Origin of the sequence: Albibacterium bauzanense (assembly GCF_004339765.1) — a bacterium.
GTDB lineage: Bacteria > Bacteroidota > Bacteroidia > Sphingobacteriales > Sphingobacteriaceae > Albibacterium > Albibacterium bauzanense.
In genome coordinates this window covers 1,271,756-1,288,083 of record NZ_SMGO01000001.1, presented here as the reverse complement: position 1 = coordinate 1,288,083, position 16,328 = coordinate 1,271,756, and the positions used below count along the sequence as shown (strand labels likewise).

Sequence of the window (16,328 nt, the reverse complement as noted above, 5' to 3'; positions counted from 1 at the left end):
TATATAATTGTGTTATTAATTCTTTGACCATTGAAGAGTTAACCCTAAAAAGAAAGACCTGCCATAGCTTACTGGCAAATAGCCATTAGCAGTGCTGTGTGCTTCGCCACCGCCTAATGATGTATTCTGAATTTGAGTTACGTTAAAAAGATTACGTGCACCTCCTACAAGAGTTACATAACGGGTAATATTTTTATTAATGCTTATATCCGCGGTGTGAAATGAACTGATCGAAGCTCTGTTAATTGAGATATCTCCATTGGGTTGAGGATTTGCTTCATAACTTGGACGCTTTCCATTGAACTTATAAAATACATTGATTCCCGCACCCCATTTAGGTATCACATACATCATATTGCTAGTGATTTCAGGAGACCATACCATGTCCGGGATGTTATTTTCTGTTGCAGAAAGTTGATTGTATCTGCCTATATAAGAAAATCCGAAGGTGGAAGTCAGATTCTCCCATTGAAGGGTGTTTTCGAATGTCGCACCAGTTGTTCTGAATTTGTCAATGTTTATATAAGTACTTACTGCAGGGTTTTCAGGACTGGCACCTACCGTTATTAAATTATTAAACTCGTTATAAAATCCACCAAGCGTGCTGGTAATTCTTACAGCATTTAACGGATTGCTATACCAACTTAAATACGTATTAAAGCTATTTGAATATTCTGCTTCTAATTTCTCATTACCCTGAATGGAGTGATTCGCATCGAAGAATGTGAAATACAGTTCGCGTAATGCCGGCGAACGGAATCCTCTTGCATAAGCTGCTCGTAAATCAAATGAATCGTTAAATTTAAATTTTGTATTCAATGAAGGGATTACAGGAGGGGCATCATAAACTGAATTTTTTATAAAACGTAACCCGGGTCTGATATTTAACCAGCTTAAAGGTTTTAATTCAGAAGAAATAAAGAAGGCATAGTCATTAATTGTTGGCTCTCCTGCTATCCGTTCTCCGGTACCCCTATTGCTATTAAATTCTATTCCAGGTTGTAAGAAGATTTGATCGGAAATTTTATATTGAAAGGTTCCCCGAAACACAGCCGAATTAAATTTAGCTATATCTTGTTCTCCTATTCCGGTAGTTAATTCTGAGGTGCCATTTTTGAAATCATGCCTTACAGTTTTAGTGGCACGTTGATAGTTCTGGTAAGAAGCGGCTGTAGAAAGACTTAATCGTTCATTTATTTTCCATTCAGATTGTAGCACATGATTATACCTGGAGGTAAGATAATTTTTATCTACAGCTCTTAAATTACTTTGATTTAGAGGGCCGGGAGTATAGATATCTTCATCGAGATAATCCAATCGATACCAGGTATTTGTTTTTGAGTTTCGATAGCCTAACGTTCCTGACGCCAGCCATTGATCTTTCGGACTCCAATCTAATGCACGATTGGTGCTAGTGCCTTGCCAGCCTCCAAAATTATTTCTTGTGCCAGATGCCTTCACTTGCCACCCATCCTTTTGCCAGTCGACTGAGAGATTACCATTATGTGTGCCTTCTTTACGAAAAGCATTGTATTCACTTCCTGCACTTTCTTCCTGCAAGCGTGCCGATACGATTAGATTATTAGCGTTTTTGTTTTTCTTAGTGATGATATTGATAACCCCTGCAAGAGCATCTGTACCATACATTACAGACATCGGTCCCTCAACTACTTCAATACGTTCAATATTATTAACATCAATTTGGCTAAGACTCTGTTTTGTAGCTCCGCGATCTATTAAAGGTATTCCGTCTATTAAAACCTTTACATTCTGCCCCGACATTCCCATTAACTGAACATCAGATTCTCCTAAAGTCAGATCGTTGGAAAATCGCATACCTAACTGAGTGTTCAAAATATTCTCAACAGTAGTGGATGCACGTAAACGGATTTGATCATTGCTGATTGTATGCACTTTGTAGACTGAATTTTTTATGGATTGAGGTTCAAATTGGCCGGTGATCACTACTTCCTGGAGAGAAGTGTTTTTTAGGGAGTCATTCGTGGAGAAGGTGTTTTCCTGTGCCTGAAGCTGTCGCGCAAATAAGATGCATAATAACAGCATTAGAGGTATGCTTTTTTCCATTTATTTAGATTAATTAAAAATAACGTTGTAAACCTAATATTTATTTAGATTAATTACAAATAAAGAAATAGAAAAAGCAAAATAAATCTCATAAGGCGATAGATGCCTTATGAAAAAAATTATATAAATAAGGGGAATAGGATCGGATAAAGCCAGATAAATGCCCTAAATTATACTGTTAAGAAAGTATAAATAATTTTATTTGGCGTGAGATTTATAATTCTCAACAATATTAACACGGTGGTTCAGACCCCAATTAATCATTTCGTTGATGATATTCTGTAAGGTTTTCCCATAATCAGAGAGCTCATATTCAACCGTTATTGGTTTCGTATCACAAACTGTTCTAGAGATTAACCCGTTAATTTCTAATTCTTGTAATTCTTTTGATAGCATTTTAGCACCAATACCATCTACCTCTCTTTGTAATTCCATAAAGCGTCGCTTTCCAAAACTTAGGGAACTAATAATAGAAATTTTCCATTTCCCTTTAAGGATATCCAACGTGTCTTGTACAGCACGTAGCTTTACTTTACAGCCTTCATCATGAATAGAGATCTTTGTATTCTTGTTTTCCATCGCATTATTAATAGTTTCCAAAAGGAAACTACTTTATTATTGGTAATTAGTTTCTAAAGTAAACTATATTATTGAAATTTGCAAAATAAAACATAAAAATAATGGAATTATTAGACGCATTGAACTGGCGATACGCCACAAAAAAGATGAATGGGCAGACTGTTCCGCAAGATAAAGTTGAGAAAATTTTAGAGGCAGCACACTTAGCGCCAACATCATCTGGTCTACAACCTTTTGAGGTAATTGTAGTAACGAATCCTGAATTAAAAGAAAAAATCCAAGCAATTGCTTATAACCAAAGTCAAGTAACAGATTCTTCGCATTTATTGATATTTGCGGCATGGGATAAATATACTGACGTACGTATTAACAGCATATTTGATCATTTAAATGCAGAGAGAGGCTTACCTGATTCATCAACGGCTGATTATCGAACCAGGCTAATAGATTTATATACGAACCAAACATCTCAACAAAACTTCGAACATGCAGCGCGTCAAGCTTATATTGCTTTTGGAACCGCAATTGCAGCTGCAGCAGAGTTAAAAGTTGATGCCACGCCAATGGAAGGTTTTGATAGCAGTGCTTTAGATTCTCTTTTAAATTTAAGTGAAAAAGGATTGAAAAGTGTAACCTTATTGCCTTTAGGATACCGCGACGAATCAAATGATTGGTTAGTGAATCTTAAGAAAGTTCGTAAACGTAGAGAAGAGTTTATTACAGAATTAAATTAATTGAAGTAATGATGCGAAATGCAGGTGAGCATATGTATGCTTATCTGCATTCCTGTTTGTTTTAGATTTTCATTGAGTTGATTCTTCTAAGAGACTTTGGTCTGTTTCTATAAGCATGAACTACACTGCTTATTAAAAGAAGAATAGCTACAGTAATTGCAGTATATACAATCGACGGAAATGAAGGGGAATTAGCCACCGCTACTCCTATTAATCCCCAAGCTGCGGCAATTGCCGCTTCCCGCATGTTTCTACCCCAGGTTAAAAATACATTTACAATGCCTGCAATACATATAAAAAGGATAGTCCAGCTAATACCTGATATTCCAAATCCATCCCATTGCATTTTAGCTAAATATGCAGCAATATTTGCTAGTAGAGCTACTGTGATCCAACCAACGTAGAGAGAAAAAGGCCACCATACAAAGACAATTTTCTTTAATGGCACTTCATCCAGCTCCATGCGAGTGCTGATAACAATCCGCATTAATGAGAAAAGAAGTAGTATCATTATAAGTACAGAAGTGCCTGTATATTCATAAAGCCATGCCAGAATCCAAAGACAGTTAGCTGCACAGGATATAACGAATAACCACCCAACTTCAAGAACAACGGAAGGTACTTCTGCTTTTTTGAATAATCCTTTACTTTGGTAAACAACAAATGCAATTAACCCAATATAAATAAGTCCCCAGATAGAAAATGTATACCCCGCCGGTGTAAAATAATTTTGATATTCTGCAGAAACGGATGCCATTGTACTTCCGTTAAATACACCAGTATTAGACAAATAATTAATTATTATCGTAACAATTAAAGCAATGATATTTGATATCTGTAATGTCTTTTTCATAGAGGTAGATTATTGCTATTCCAGGGATAAAAGCTTTTCTTCTCCAAATTTTAGCAGATTTCCACTGTCATCTTTAATATAAAACTCTTTTACTCCCCAAGGCTGCATTTTTAAAGGAACACAAATGCTGTTTAAATGTTTATATTTTTCATAGAGTATTTCAATGTGGTTTACCCGTATATAACAACTTGAAGTATCAGGTATATTCTGATCGAAACATTGCCATAAATGTAATTCCATCGTGTCTAAGAAAAGGATAAGAAGGTCATCATATTCTGCATGTAACCTAAAACCCAATTCCGTTATATAGAATTTCTTTGATCTTTCAAAGTCAATAGAGGGAAGCTGGGGGACTGCTCGAGTTATTTTATATTCCATAAATCATCTTTTTAGAATTTTTATAAACCATATATCATAACAAATATAGCTATCAATTGCTACATAAATTATTATATAAATTTCGCAGCTTTCTCAGATATTTCTTACCTTACCTCCTCAAAAATCAAAAAATATGAAAAGAATTCTGATCGCTTTTACAGTATTTGCTATGCTAAGCAGTGTGGCAATAGCACAAAAACCAAACACGCTTACTGACGCAGAAAAGAAAGAAGGTTGGAAGCTATTATTCGATGGTGAAACAACTAACGGCTGGCATACCTACTTGAAAGATACCGTGGGTTCTAGATGGCAAGTGAAAGATGGAGTACTAACTTTTGATCCAAATGGACCAGAAGAAGGAGGAGGTGACATTGTTACCAACGATGAATATGAGAATTTCGATTTTCGTTTAGAATGGAAAATTTCTAAAGGAGGAAATAGCGGAATTATTTTTGACATACAAGAAAAACCGGAATTTAAAAACACCTATTTAACGGGCCCTGAAATGCAAGTGTTGGATAACATCGATGCTGCAGATAATAAAAAAGAAAGCCGACTTGCCGGTTCCTTATACGATATGGTTGGAGGCCCTGAAGTGTCGAAACCAAAACCAGTTGGTGAATGGAATCAAGTAAGAATCTTACAGAATAAAGGACACCTGACCTTTTGGTTGAATGGCATACAAACCTTTGATGGGCAAATAGGAAGCGATGAATGGAATAAATTGGTAGCAAATAGTAAATTTAATGCCAAGGAGTTCGCGAACTTTGCTAAAGTTGCCAAAGGAAAAATTGCCTTGCAACAACATCCTGGCTCTAGCCAATGGAGAAATATTAAGATCCGTCCTTTATAAGGTTTCTAAAACACCTTTACTTTTCTTTCCCTTTAATTACTAGAACTGACTGCTGTCATTTATCTATTAGTATAAACACGTATATACCATACTGTAATTAAACTATAATTAAACAGTAGTTGAACTGTGGATGTACAGTCCTTTTACCACTGCTTGAGGACTGTTCAACCACTGTTCAACCACTGTTTGACCACTGTTCTTTATAAAGCAATGATAGATAAGGTATTAATCTAAAATCATATATTTGAGTGAGTGGTTTAAATTTCATTTATTATGAGAAGAAATCTATTATATGGCAGTTGGGTTGTTAGTGCTGTACTAGTTGCACTATTTGTGTCTGCCTGTAACGAATCAAAAAACCCTTCTAACGATGATGATTTTGTAAGGGTTGTAGTTGACACCGACCCTCCTGTTAAACCTTTATCTCCGGAAGAGAGTATGGAGAAAGTTCAATTGCCGCCGGGATATCATCTTGAATTGGTTGCCAGTGAGCCCATGATCCAAGAGCCTGTAGCTCTTACGTGGGATGGCAATGGAAGGATGTTTGTTGCTGAAATGAATACTTATATGCTTGATGCCAGTGGTACTGGCCAATATGAACCGGTTAGTAAGATCAAGCTTTTAGAAGATACAGATGGAGATGGTGTGATGGATAAATCTACTGTATACATTGATAGTCTTGTGTTGCCTCGCGCTATTCTTACAATTGGAGATCAATTATTAGTTCAGGAAACTAATGTTCAACATATATGGAGCTATGGGGATACAGATGGTGATGGCGTAGCAGATACCAAGAAAATGGTTTTCCGAAATGATGCGGTAGATTCAAGAAATCTGGAGCATCAAAATGGTGGGCTTATCTGGAATATGGATAATTGGATCTATCCTACAAGGGATAATTTACGCTATAAATATAAAGACGGAGTTTTGGTTGCTGATACCTTAGTGGATAACATGATCGGACAGTGGGGGATTACCAGTGATAATTATGGCCGCTTATTTTATTCAGAGGCAGGGCCGGGCTTGCCTGCTGTGCAGATTCAACAAATGCCGGCTTATGGTGCCTTGAATTTTATCGATCAGTATACGGTTGATTTCACGATACCCTGGCCAATTATTGGTAACCTGGATGCGCAAGGAGGAGAGAAGGCTCTTCGTCCGGAAGATAATACGTTGAATAGATTTACATCGGGTGCCGGACAATCAATATTTAGGGGAGATCGCCTTCCTGCTGATATGCAGGGTGATTATTTTATTCCTGAAATGGTGGGAAGGATTATTAAGCGTGGTAAGGTTCTAAATAAAGATGGAAAGATAATCATTGAAGATGTTTATAAGGAAAAGGATTGGTTAGCTTCTGCTGACATGAATTTCAGACCTTTAAATACCTATACCGCTCCGGATGGAACAATGTATATTGTGGATATGTATCATGGAATTATCCAGGAAAGTGAATGGACAGGCCCTGATTCATATTTGGGAAAGGTAATTGCTGAAAAAGGTTTAGATAAGAATAAAGGAATGGGGCGGATATACCGGGTTGTTCATGATGATTTTGAGAGGGACACAACTAAGCCAAATATGTTGAATGAATCGGCAGCGAAGCTGGTTACTTATCTGGATCATCCAAACGGATGGTGGCGTGATAATGCTCAAAAGCAACTTATTGTTTTAAATGATCAATCTGCTGTTCCGGATTTAAAGAAAATAGCCTTGGGAGAGCAAGGCGGTTTGAAATCTAAACCTAGTAATTTAGCGCGTATTCATGCATTGTGGACATTGGAGGGCATGAATGCGATTGATAAAGGAACGCTATACAGTGCAATGGAAGATGCTGACCCTCAGGTTAGAAAGGCAGCAATCTGGATCAGTGAGATGTATGTTAAAAAGAATGATGCGGAAGTGATCGATAAATTAGCATCCTTAAAAAATGATACCAGTGCAGATGTACGCATTCAATTATTTTTAACATTGAGAACAAATAAAACGGAGACGGCTCAACAAACTGTGTCAGAATTGCTGGCAGCTAATCCTGATAATGAATTGATGCAGGTGTCTTATAAAACATTTTTAGATAAACAAAGGGCGCTGGAAGAAGAGCTTGCAAGAGTTAAGAATTTGAGTCCCGAGCATAGGGCTTTAGTATTGAAGGGTGCAACTATTTATAACCAATTATGTGCTTCTTGCCATGGCCCCAAAGGTAGAGGTATTACAGTTGCGGGCAGTTCAGATATGCCTGCTCCTCCATTGGCGGGTTCTCCACGCTTAAAAGGAGATAAAATATTAACGATTCAACTACTATTAAGTGGATTGACCGGACCAGTGGATGGGAAAGAATATGCAGATGCAATGCCATCTATGGCTGCACAGGATGATGAATGGATTGCTGCAGTATTGAGTTATGTACGTAATAGCGGCGATCTGGGTAATAATGCATCAGTTGTTACGCCTGAAGAAGTGAAGGAAGTTCGTGCTATAACAGGAGTGCCTCGTGGAGGTATGACATTAAGAACCCTCGAAATTATGAAGCTTGGAAGAGCGGAGAATAATAATTTTATAGGTAAATAATTGAATGGTTATAATTAATAAACCTAAATAAATAAAGATGATTAATAAAATGATAGGAAAGCTTTTACCCGTATTTTTATTGGTATTTCTTTCTGGTATCGTGAGTGCACAAGATACTTATACGAATAGTATAGGCATGGAATTCGTGTTAATTAAACCAGGATCAATGACTGTCGGTAAGTTTGAACCAACGGTTGGAAAGCCGGGAGGGAGAAGCGCACTTCCTGCTTCTGCATATGAGCTGGCAGAGAAAATGGCTAAGGAAGCCTATATGTCGGGTTTCAAAGTTACTATAGATCAACCCTACTATATTGGCAAATTTGAAGTTACTCAAGAGCAGTGGATAAAAGTAATGGGGAATAATCCTTCAATTTTTCAAGGAGATAAAGTAGCTGAAAGTACAGATAATCACCCTGTAGATAATATAAGCTGGAAAGATGCGCAGGCTTTTGTCAAGAAGTTAAATAAATTAGATAAAGCTCATAAGTACCGTATCCCAACAGAATTTGAATGGGAATATGCGGCTCGGGCAGGAGCAGTAGATGATATTCCCTGGACAGAGATTAGAGCTTCTGCTGTGTTAGGAGGTGTAAATCCAATTGCGGTTGGGCAAAAGAAGCCTAATGCTTGGGGCTTGTATGATATGTTAGGAAATGTATGGGAGTGGACTCAGGATTATTATAATGAAAGGATATTTGCAGATCCGGTTCCTCCTAAATCAGGAAAAGAGCATGTTTTAAAGGGTGCATCTTTTGTTGGCGATGTGAAGAATGCAACGTATATGACGCATGCTGCCGGTCGGGGCAATGGGTATGATATTGGATTGCGTATCGTGATGGAGAGTAATTAATAAGGAATTAATTTAAGATAATTATGAGTTTCAAATACATATTAAATATAGCTCTGCTTTTAATGATTACCAGTTTTGCAAGTGCACAGATACCTGCCGGCTTTAAACCTATTTTTAATGGTAAAAATCTTAAAGGGTGGCATATTAGTCGCACTACACATCAAGGAACCACACCTAATTTTAGAGCTGAAGATGGGATGATTGTTGTTTCGCAGAACCCTTATGGACAAGGTGGTATTCTCTTAACAGATAAGAAGTATAAGAACTTTGATCTTTATTTAGAAGCCAAAATAGATTCATTTTCAAATGGAGGCATCTTTATCCGTTCTTCAGAAAGCGGAGTTGCCTATCAAGTTGAGTTTGATGAATCGGTTGGAAGTACGGGTAATTTATTGAGTGAACGAATGCCGATCAGTAAGCAAGCGAAAACAGAAGGGCGAGAAAAAGTATGGAAAGAAAATGACTGGAATTCTTTTAGGATTCGGATGGAAGGAGAAATACCCCATATTACACTTTGGATTAATGGAGTTCAAATGTGGGATGTTACACAGCCAAAGAATGACTTTATTGCTGGTGTAACAGAGGGAATGATTGGTTTGCAATCTCACTGGACCGCTTTGTTTTCCTCTGCTGCGGGTGATTGGAATGGCTTGGGCTCATGGCAACCAGGTGCTATGCATCGGTATAGAAATATTGCAATAAAAGAATTACCTTAGAATATAAAACCATAAATTATGAATCGATTATTACTAATTATTTTTTGTTTTTTATTGACGAGTGTTAATGCTCAAACACCTGTTAATACAATTCCGGTGATGCAGCCTTCTGTTAAGTCGCCAGAAGTGAAAGAAGGTGGTCTGGTTACTTTTCGTTTACGAGCACCCAATGCAGAGCAGGTAATTGTTGATATTGAGGGGATATCAAAAGAAACTATGCAAAAGGATGCAAATGGAGTGTGGAGTGCTACAAAGCAACTGGATCCAGATATTTACGATTATTCTTTTGTTTTAGATGGTTTAGTTATTCCTGATCCATCTAATCCGGTAGCGAAACCTAGCTATCAAAACTCTACACAAAGCCTGCTTCATGTTCCCGGACCGGCTTCTCTTCCTTGGGAAATGAATGATAATATTGCACATGGTTCAGTAAATCATCATTTCTATAAATCAGGAATTATTGGAGATAGCAGAGACTATTATGTATATCTTCCTCCTAATTATGATCCTAATAGAGCAGAGCCTTATCCGGTTTTATATTTACTTCATGGCGCCGGAGGAAATGCACTTTCATGGACTGTAAACGGACAGGCAAATATTACATTGGATAATCTTATTACCCAAGGGAAAGCTAAGCCAATGATTATGGTTAATACATTGGGCTATGGAGGAAATGAAAAATATACTGCTGCTCTTTTACAAGAAGTTATTCCTCAGATTGAAAAGACCTATCATGCATCAAAAGATCGTAATCAACGTGCAATTGCCGGATTATCTATGGGTGGTGGAACAGCAATATATGCAGGATTAAGCAATGTAGATAAGTTTGCATGGATAGGAGGTTTTAGTAGTGCTGTTATGTATGGTGCCAGACCTGTTCAAGGTCAGCCAGCACCTAATCCTGCTGATGCTTATGAGAAGACTTTCCCTAATTTAAATTCTTCAGTAAACTCTCAACTAAAGCTATTTTGGATTGGTATCGGCACCTCTGATTTTCTGTTAGAGACCAATAGAAATTTTAAAAAGTGGCTGAAGTCTAAAGACGTGAATTTTACAGATGTTGAGACACCTGGTGGACATACCTTTATGGTATGGCGCAGATATGTTGCTGACTTTGCCCCATTGTTATTCCGTTAAATAGGTTGCGTTTATTGCGCATCTAGTGATTATCATAAAATGAATAAGAAGATGAAAATCAACAAAAGAAGATATTTATTATTGGCTAAAATTGCTGTGGTATTGCTCCCGGTAGGGTTGTTTTTGAAAGCTTGTACAACAGCATCCAGTAAAGAAAGCGATCATACAGAGCTCTTTGCTGATAGTTTATTAACAGAAGCCCAAAAACGTTTGCCTGAAAATGCAGTACGGGGACTTAAGATTTTACCCGGATTAGATGTGAAGCTTATGGCTTCTGAACCGATGCTTATTAATCCTACTAATATTGACGTTGATGAAAGAGGCCGGGTTTGGGTTACTGAAGCTTATAATTACAGATTTGAGATAAACGGAAATAAAGCGCGGCCTGAAGGAGATAGGATTTTGATATTAGAAGATAAAGATGGTGATGGTGTGCTTGAAACAAGCACCGTATTTTATCAAGGACCAGAGATTAATGCTCCATTAGGTATTACTGTATTAGGAGATAGGGTACTTGTATCGCAAAGCCCTTATGTATGGGCTTTTTTTGATGATAATAATGACGGTAAAGCGGACCGGAAGGAGATATTATTTCAGGGAATAGGTGGCGATCAGCACGATCATGGGATGCACTCGTTTATTTTTGGTCCGGATGGTAAGTTGTACTTTAATTTTGGTAATTCAGGAACAACACTAAAAGATAAAAACAACAACGTAGTATTAGATCAAGATGGAGATGAAATTGGCCCGGATAAATATACAGATGGTATGGTATTCCGCTCTGATCCGGATGGTTCTAATGTTGAAGTTATGGGATATAATTTCAGGAATCCATATGAACCTGCGGTAGATAGTTATGGTACTGTATGGCAGAGTGATAATGATGATGATGGGAATAAAGCCGTTAGGATTAATTATGTTATGGAGTTTGGTAACTTCGGGTTTAAAGATGAGATGACAGGTGCAGCTTGGGGAGCTAACCGCATAAATATTGAAGATTCAATTCCTGTCAGACATTGGCATCAAAATGATCCAGGTGTAATACCTAATCTCTTATACACGGGTTCAGGATCTCCAACCGGTATGGTGATCTATGAAGGATCTTTATTGCCTAAGCAATTTCAAGGTCAGATGATCCATGCTGAGCCGGGTCATAATGTTATTCGTTCGTATCCTGTTAAAAAGAACGGAGCTGGTTATAGTGCAGAGGTTTTAAATATCTTAACTGGAGATGACGATCAATGGTTTCGTCCATCAGATGTAAGTGTCGCTCCTGATGGATCGTTAATTATTGCAGATTGGTATGATCCGGGAGTAGGTGGGCATCAAGTAGGGGATTTGCAGCGCGGTCGGATTTATCGTATTGCTCCAAGTGCTTTAAAGGATAAATATACAGTTCCTACGCAGGATTATACTACGCCGGAAGGTGCCCTTATTGCTTTGCAAAATCCGAATAATGCTATTCGTCGTCATGCCTTTCTTGCCTTACAGGCAATGGGAAGTAAAGCAATTTCAGCCTTAGAGAAACAATGGAAATCAGCTCCTGATCCTCGTATGCGTGCAAGGGCTTTATGGATATTATCTAAAACTCCAAATGGAGAGAAATATATAGCTGAGGCAATTAAAGACCGTAATCCTGATTTGAGAATAACAGGCTTAAGGGCCGCTCGTCAATTAGATATTGATATTACTATGTATGTTAAGTTATTAGTAAAAGATCAGGATCCTCAAGTAAGAAGAGAGAGTGCTATAGCACTTAGACATAGCAAATTAGCTGACGCTCCTGGTTTATGGGCAACTCTTGCAATGCAGCATAATGGTAACGATAGATGGTATCTGGAAGCGTTAGGTATTGGAGCAGATGGACAATGGGATAGTTATTTTTCTGCATATTTAAAGGAAGTTAAAAATCCTTTAACAACTGCAGCTGGAAGAGATATTGTGTGGCGTGCACGTACTAACAGTACCCTTCCTTTTCTTAAGAAACTTGCTATTGATGCTAATGTTCCTTTAAAGTCACGTTTAAGGTATTTCCGTGCTTTTGATTTTATTCCTGGTGAGGAGAAAGTTAAAACGTTGCTGGCGCTTTTAGAGGAAAATAATGGTAAAGATGTTAATCTTAGTGCATTGGTTTTACGGTTATTGACTGTTAAGGATGTAGCTAATTCTGAAATTGCCAAGAATGCCATTAAAGATGTTTTAAAGACATCTGTAGGTACTCAAGAGTATCTTAATTTATTGAGACAATACGAGATTACTACAGAAAATGCACAGGTTTTGAATATGGTTGTGAGTAATGGAGATACGCCTGTAGGTGTTAATGCTGCGAGGCTATTATTTCAATTAGAGAAAGGGCAGGATCTGAAAAATGCTGTTAGTGTTAATGAAACAGAAGGTTCGTTAAATGTTCTGGAGGCGCTTGGAATGGTTGGTAATACTGAGTCGGTTGAAATATTATCGCAAGTAGCGTTATCTGAATCCTACAGTATGACTGTTCGCAATAAAGCGGTAGAAATGATTGGTAAAAGTCGTGTTGGGCAATCGCGTGTAATGGAATTACTTAAGAGTAGTAAATTGCCGGCAGATTTAATATCATCGGCTGTTGCTGGTTTAAGTGGAAGCCGTACTCCAGGATTATATGAAGAAGCGAAAACATTCTTGCCTGGGGTATCAACAACAGAATCGACGAGCAATAGTTCAGTAAGTCTTGATCAATTACTTGCCTTAACGGGGAATTCTGTCAACGGACAAGCTGTATTTAGCAGAGCCTGTTTTGTATGCCATCAAGTGAACGGTGCTGGTTTAGATTTTGGTCCGGCTTTATCCGAGATTGGATCTAAATTACCTAAACAAGGACTTTATGATGCAATAGTTCATCCATCATCTGGAGTTAGTTTTGGTTACGAAGGCTGGCAGATAGAGATGAAAGATGGATCAATCTTGGTTGGAATTATTTCCAGCAGGACAGAGACTGATATAGAAATTAAATATTCGGGTGGGGCAACTCAGAAGATTAAGACCAGTGATGTGAAAGAGATTAAAAAATTGCCTGGATCATTAATGCCAGAGATGGCGCAAACGTTTACTAACCAAGAATTTGCTGATTTACTCGAATATCTTTCTTCTTTGAAGAGTAAATAGTTGTGAATAATCGAGTTAAATTAAGTTCTCATTATGCAATTACTCGCGGGTGTATTTTTTCATTTTATTGGAGGTGTAGCCTCTGGTAGTTTTTATGTGCCTTATAAAAAGGTTAAAGGCTGGGCTTGGGAAAGCTTGTGGATTATAGGTGGACTTTTTTCATGGTTAATAGTTCCGCCAATTGCAGCATGGCTTACTATACCCGATTTTATTGATATAATAAAGCAATCGGATACGTCGACATTAGCCTTTACATATATGTTTGGGCTCTTATGGGGGATTGGAGGATTAACCTATGGGCTTGGTGTCAGGTATTTGGGAGTAGGTTTAGGCAGTAGTATTATGTTGGGCCTTACCATGGTTTTTGGCTCTTTAATTCCTTCTATCTATTATCAATTTAACCCGGCTGAAGGGAAAGAAGCTTTTGAGCTCTATCTTAATTCCAGATGGGGAATTATTATGCTTTGCGGTTTGGCGATTTGTATAATGGGAATTGTTCTTTGTGGAAAAGCAGCTGTGCTTAAAGAAAGAGAGCTAGATAAAGGAAAGAAGGAAAGCGTTAATGATGAATATAAATTCGGATTAGGGTTATTGGTTGCTATCATCGCTGGAGTTTTAAGTGCTTGTTTTAACTTTGGAATAGAAGCAGGTAAGCCGATGGCTAATGTGGCGAATGATCTTTGGAAAGCAGGAGATATGACAAAAGGCGAGTTTCTGTTTCAGAACAATGTTACTTATGTCGTTCTATTATGGGGTGGTTTGACAACCAATTTTTTATGGTGTTTTATTCTCAATTTGAAAAATAAAACCTTTAAAGACTATATAAACACTAAGAACCCTTTAACTATTAATTATTTGTTATGTGCCCTCGCTGGCACTACCTGGTATTTGCAATTCTTTTTTTATGGGATGGGGGAAAGCAAGATGGGTAATGGAGCTAGTTCTTGGATTTTGCATATGGCTTTCATTATTCTAATAGCAAATTTATGGGGAGTTCTACTGAAGGAATGGAAAGGGGTAAGTAGAAAGACTTATGCAACTATTATTGGTGGGATAGCCTTAATTGTGATATCAGTGATAATAGTAGGTTTTTCGAAAAGTTTATAATAAACTTCACTTATAAAATAAATCAGATGAAACTAAGAGAGAATGAGATTAATGATCACAATAATCTATTAAAAGGATCACATAAAGTCAGATTTGATTTTTTAAGTAAATTAATTCCTGAAAGCGAATCCATTATTTCTAAATTAATTAATTTTCAGATTGCAATACCAAGTTGGGCATTGGGTAGTGGTGGAACTCGATTTGGCCGTTTTCCAGGAGGAGGAGAACCTCGGAATTTAGAGGAGAAGATTGAAGATGTAGGACTGCTTCATAAATTGAACTGCTCGAGTGGGGCTATTTCATTACATATTCCCTGGGACGTGCCGAAAGATTATCGGGCCATTAAAAACTTAGCGGCTGAATATGGTTTACGTTTTGATGCCATGAATTCTAATACTTTTCAGGATCAAGAGGAGCAGGTTGAGAGCTATAAATTCGGTTCATTACAACATGTAAATAAAGCTGTAAGGAAACAAGCGATAGAACATAATATTGAAGTAATAAAACATGGTATAGAGTTAGGTTCTAAATCATTAACAGTTTGGTTGGCTGATGGTTCATGTTTTCCAGGGCAGTTAAATTTTCGAAAGGCCTTTCAGAATACGTTGGAAAGTTTGAGAGAGATCTATGCGGCATTGCCGGATGATTGGAAAATGTTTGTTGAATATAAGGCTTATGAGCCGAATTTCTATTCAACAACTGTTGGAGACTGGGGACAGTCATTGTTGTTTACAAGTAAGTTGGGACCAAAGGCATATACTTTGGTAGATCTTGGTCACCATTTGCCGAATGCTAATATTGAACAAATTGTTTCGCTTTTATTGATGGAAGGCAAACTTGGTGGTTTTCATTTTAATGATTCGAAATATGGCGATGATGATCTTACTACTGGTAGTATTAAACCATATCAGCTTTTTTTAATATTTAATGAGTTGATTGATGGGATGGATGAACGTAATATGAATCATGCTTCAGGTTTGGGATGGATGATTGATGCATCCCATAATTTAAAGGATCCTTTAGAAGATATTCTTCAGTCGGTTGAAGCTATAATGATTGCTTATGCGCAAGCATTATTAATAGATAGAGCCGCATTGAAAGAAGCACAATTAAGTAATGATGTAACAAGCGCACAAGAAATATTACAAAATGCTTTTCGGACAGACGTACGAGCATTGGTTGCTGAAGCAAGGTTTAGATCGGGAGGTGCGTTGAGTCCGTTGAAATTATTTCGTGAGATTGGTGTGCGTAACCAATTGATTAAAGAAAGAGGATCAAAAACCATAGCAACTGGATTGTAGTTTTCAAAATAAAAAATTCTGTTATT

At 37.5% G+C, this 16,328-nt stretch carries 13 protein-coding genes; 9 read left to right on the top strand and 4 right to left on the bottom strand.

The genetic code is table 11. From position 1 onward, the window contains the following. Nucleotides 1-15: 15 nt before the first annotated feature. Both C8N28_RS05820 and C8N28_RS05815 read right to left on the bottom strand, forming a co-directional pair. Entirely contained in the window at nucleotides 16-2,085 is a 2,070-nt protein-coding gene (locus tag C8N28_RS05820; protein WP_132222410.1) for a TonB-dependent receptor plug domain-containing protein, read from the bottom strand. A gap of 198 nt (nucleotides 2,086-2,283) precedes the next feature. Then, nucleotides 2,284-2,685, bottom strand: a complete 402-nt coding sequence (locus tag C8N28_RS05815) for a winged helix-turn-helix transcriptional regulator (RefSeq protein WP_317127317.1) — start codon at nucleotides 2,683-2,685, stop codon at nucleotides 2,284-2,286. Nucleotides 2,686-2,765: 80 nt separating this feature from the next. On the opposite strand from C8N28_RS05815, the gene C8N28_RS05810 reads away from it, so the two are divergent. Then, nucleotides 2,766-3,398 carry a nitroreductase family protein gene (locus tag C8N28_RS05810; RefSeq protein ID WP_132222408.1) on the top strand — a complete coding sequence of 211 codons (633 nt, stop codon included), beginning with the start codon at nucleotides 2,766-2,768 and terminating at the stop codon, nucleotides 3,396-3,398. A gap of 61 nt (nucleotides 3,399-3,459) precedes the next feature. Here C8N28_RS05810 and C8N28_RS05805 read toward each other — a convergent pair whose 3' ends face one another. Both C8N28_RS05805 and C8N28_RS05800 read right to left on the bottom strand, forming a co-directional pair. Then, nucleotides 3,460-4,251 (bottom strand): tryptophan-rich sensory protein, encoded by a 792-nt coding sequence (locus tag C8N28_RS05805; RefSeq protein WP_132222406.1) that lies wholly within the window; start codon nucleotides 4,249-4,251, stop codon nucleotides 3,460-3,462. 15 nt (nucleotides 4,252-4,266) lie between these two features. Beyond that, nucleotides 4,267-4,629 carry a bleomycin resistance protein gene (locus C8N28_RS05800; protein WP_132222404.1) on the bottom strand — a complete coding sequence of 121 codons (363 nt, stop codon included), beginning with the start codon at nucleotides 4,627-4,629 and terminating at the stop codon, nucleotides 4,267-4,269. Between the two features lie 133 nt (nucleotides 4,630-4,762). On the opposite strand from C8N28_RS05800, the gene C8N28_RS05795 reads away from it, so the two are divergent. From C8N28_RS05795 to C8N28_RS05760, 8 genes are all read left to right on the top strand, one after another. Beyond that, nucleotides 4,763-5,482 carry a 3-keto-disaccharide hydrolase gene (locus tag C8N28_RS05795; RefSeq protein ID WP_132222402.1) on the top strand — a complete coding sequence of 240 codons (720 nt, stop codon included), beginning with the start codon at nucleotides 4,763-4,765 and terminating at the stop codon, nucleotides 5,480-5,482. Between the two features lie 273 nt (nucleotides 5,483-5,755). Further along, complete coding sequence (locus C8N28_RS05790; RefSeq protein WP_132222400.1) at nucleotides 5,756-8,050, top strand: DUF7133 domain-containing protein; 2,295 nt, start codon at nucleotides 5,756-5,758, stop codon at nucleotides 8,048-8,050. Nucleotides 8,051-8,087: 37 nt separating this feature from the next. Further along, entirely contained in the window at nucleotides 8,088-8,900 is an 813-nt protein-coding gene (locus C8N28_RS05785; protein WP_221410195.1) for a formylglycine-generating enzyme family protein, read from the top strand. 23 nt (nucleotides 8,901-8,923) lie between these two features. Then, nucleotides 8,924-9,616 (top strand): 3-keto-disaccharide hydrolase, encoded by a 693-nt coding sequence (locus tag C8N28_RS05780; RefSeq protein WP_132222398.1) that lies wholly within the window; start codon nucleotides 8,924-8,926, stop codon nucleotides 9,614-9,616. Nucleotides 9,617-9,634: 18 nt separating this feature from the next. After that, nucleotides 9,635-10,753 (top strand): alpha/beta hydrolase-fold protein, encoded by a 1,119-nt coding sequence (locus tag C8N28_RS05775; RefSeq protein WP_132222396.1) that lies wholly within the window; start codon nucleotides 9,635-9,637, stop codon nucleotides 10,751-10,753. A gap of 51 nt (nucleotides 10,754-10,804) precedes the next feature. Continuing rightward, nucleotides 10,805-13,894: a PVC-type heme-binding CxxCH protein gene (locus C8N28_RS05770; RefSeq protein ID WP_221410194.1), complete on the top strand. Its 3,090-nt coding sequence runs from the start codon at nucleotides 10,805-10,807 to the stop codon at nucleotides 13,892-13,894. Between the two features lie 33 nt (nucleotides 13,895-13,927). Next, nucleotides 13,928-15,001, top strand: a complete 1,074-nt coding sequence (gene rhaT / locus C8N28_RS05765) for an L-rhamnose/proton symporter RhaT (protein WP_132222392.1) — start codon at nucleotides 13,928-13,930, stop codon at nucleotides 14,999-15,001. A 26-nt stretch (nucleotides 15,002-15,027) separates the two neighbouring features. Beyond that, nucleotides 15,028-16,302, top strand: a complete 1,275-nt coding sequence (locus C8N28_RS05760) for a TIM barrel protein (protein WP_132222390.1) — start codon at nucleotides 15,028-15,030, stop codon at nucleotides 16,300-16,302. The last annotated feature ends 26 nt before the right edge of the window (nucleotides 16,303-16,328 follow it).

What these genes read in the sequence shown, in the direction of transcription:
- C8N28_RS05785 (WP_221410195.1), top strand. Translation starts at nt 8,088, where the DNA reads ATGATTAATAAAATGATAGGAAAGCTTTTACCCGTATTTTTATTGGTA.
- C8N28_RS05775 (WP_132222396.1), top strand. Translation starts at nt 9,635, where the DNA reads ATGAATCGATTATTACTAATTATTTTTTGTTTTTTATTGACGAGTGTT.
- C8N28_RS05810 (WP_132222408.1), top strand. Translation starts at nt 2,766, where the DNA reads ATGGAATTATTAGACGCATTGAACTGGCGATACGCCACAAAAAAGATG.
- C8N28_RS05780 (WP_132222398.1), top strand. Translation starts at nt 8,924, where the DNA reads ATGAGTTTCAAATACATATTAAATATAGCTCTGCTTTTAATGATTACC.
- C8N28_RS05795 (WP_132222402.1), top strand. Translation starts at nt 4,763, where the DNA reads ATGAAAAGAATTCTGATCGCTTTTACAGTATTTGCTATGCTAAGCAGT.
- C8N28_RS05790 (WP_132222400.1), top strand. Translation starts at nt 5,756, where the DNA reads ATGAGAAGAAATCTATTATATGGCAGTTGGGTTGTTAGTGCTGTACTA.
- C8N28_RS05760 (WP_132222390.1), top strand. Translation starts at nt 15,028, where the DNA reads ATGAAACTAAGAGAGAATGAGATTAATGATCACAATAATCTATTAAAA.
- C8N28_RS05805 (WP_132222406.1), bottom strand. Translation starts at nt 4,251, where the DNA reads ATGAAAAAGACATTACAGATATCAAATATCATTGCTTTAATTGTTACG.
- rhaT (WP_132222392.1), top strand. Translation starts at nt 13,928, where the DNA reads ATGCAATTACTCGCGGGTGTATTTTTTCATTTTATTGGAGGTGTAGCC.
- C8N28_RS05770 (WP_221410194.1), top strand. Translation starts at nt 10,805, where the DNA reads ATGAAAATCAACAAAAGAAGATATTTATTATTGGCTAAAATTGCTGTG.
- C8N28_RS05820 (WP_132222410.1), bottom strand. Translation starts at nt 2,085, where the DNA reads ATGGAAAAAAGCATACCTCTAATGCTGTTATTATGCATCTTATTTGCG.
- C8N28_RS05800 (WP_132222404.1), bottom strand. Translation starts at nt 4,629, where the DNA reads ATGGAATATAAAATAACTCGAGCAGTCCCCCAGCTTCCCTCTATTGAC.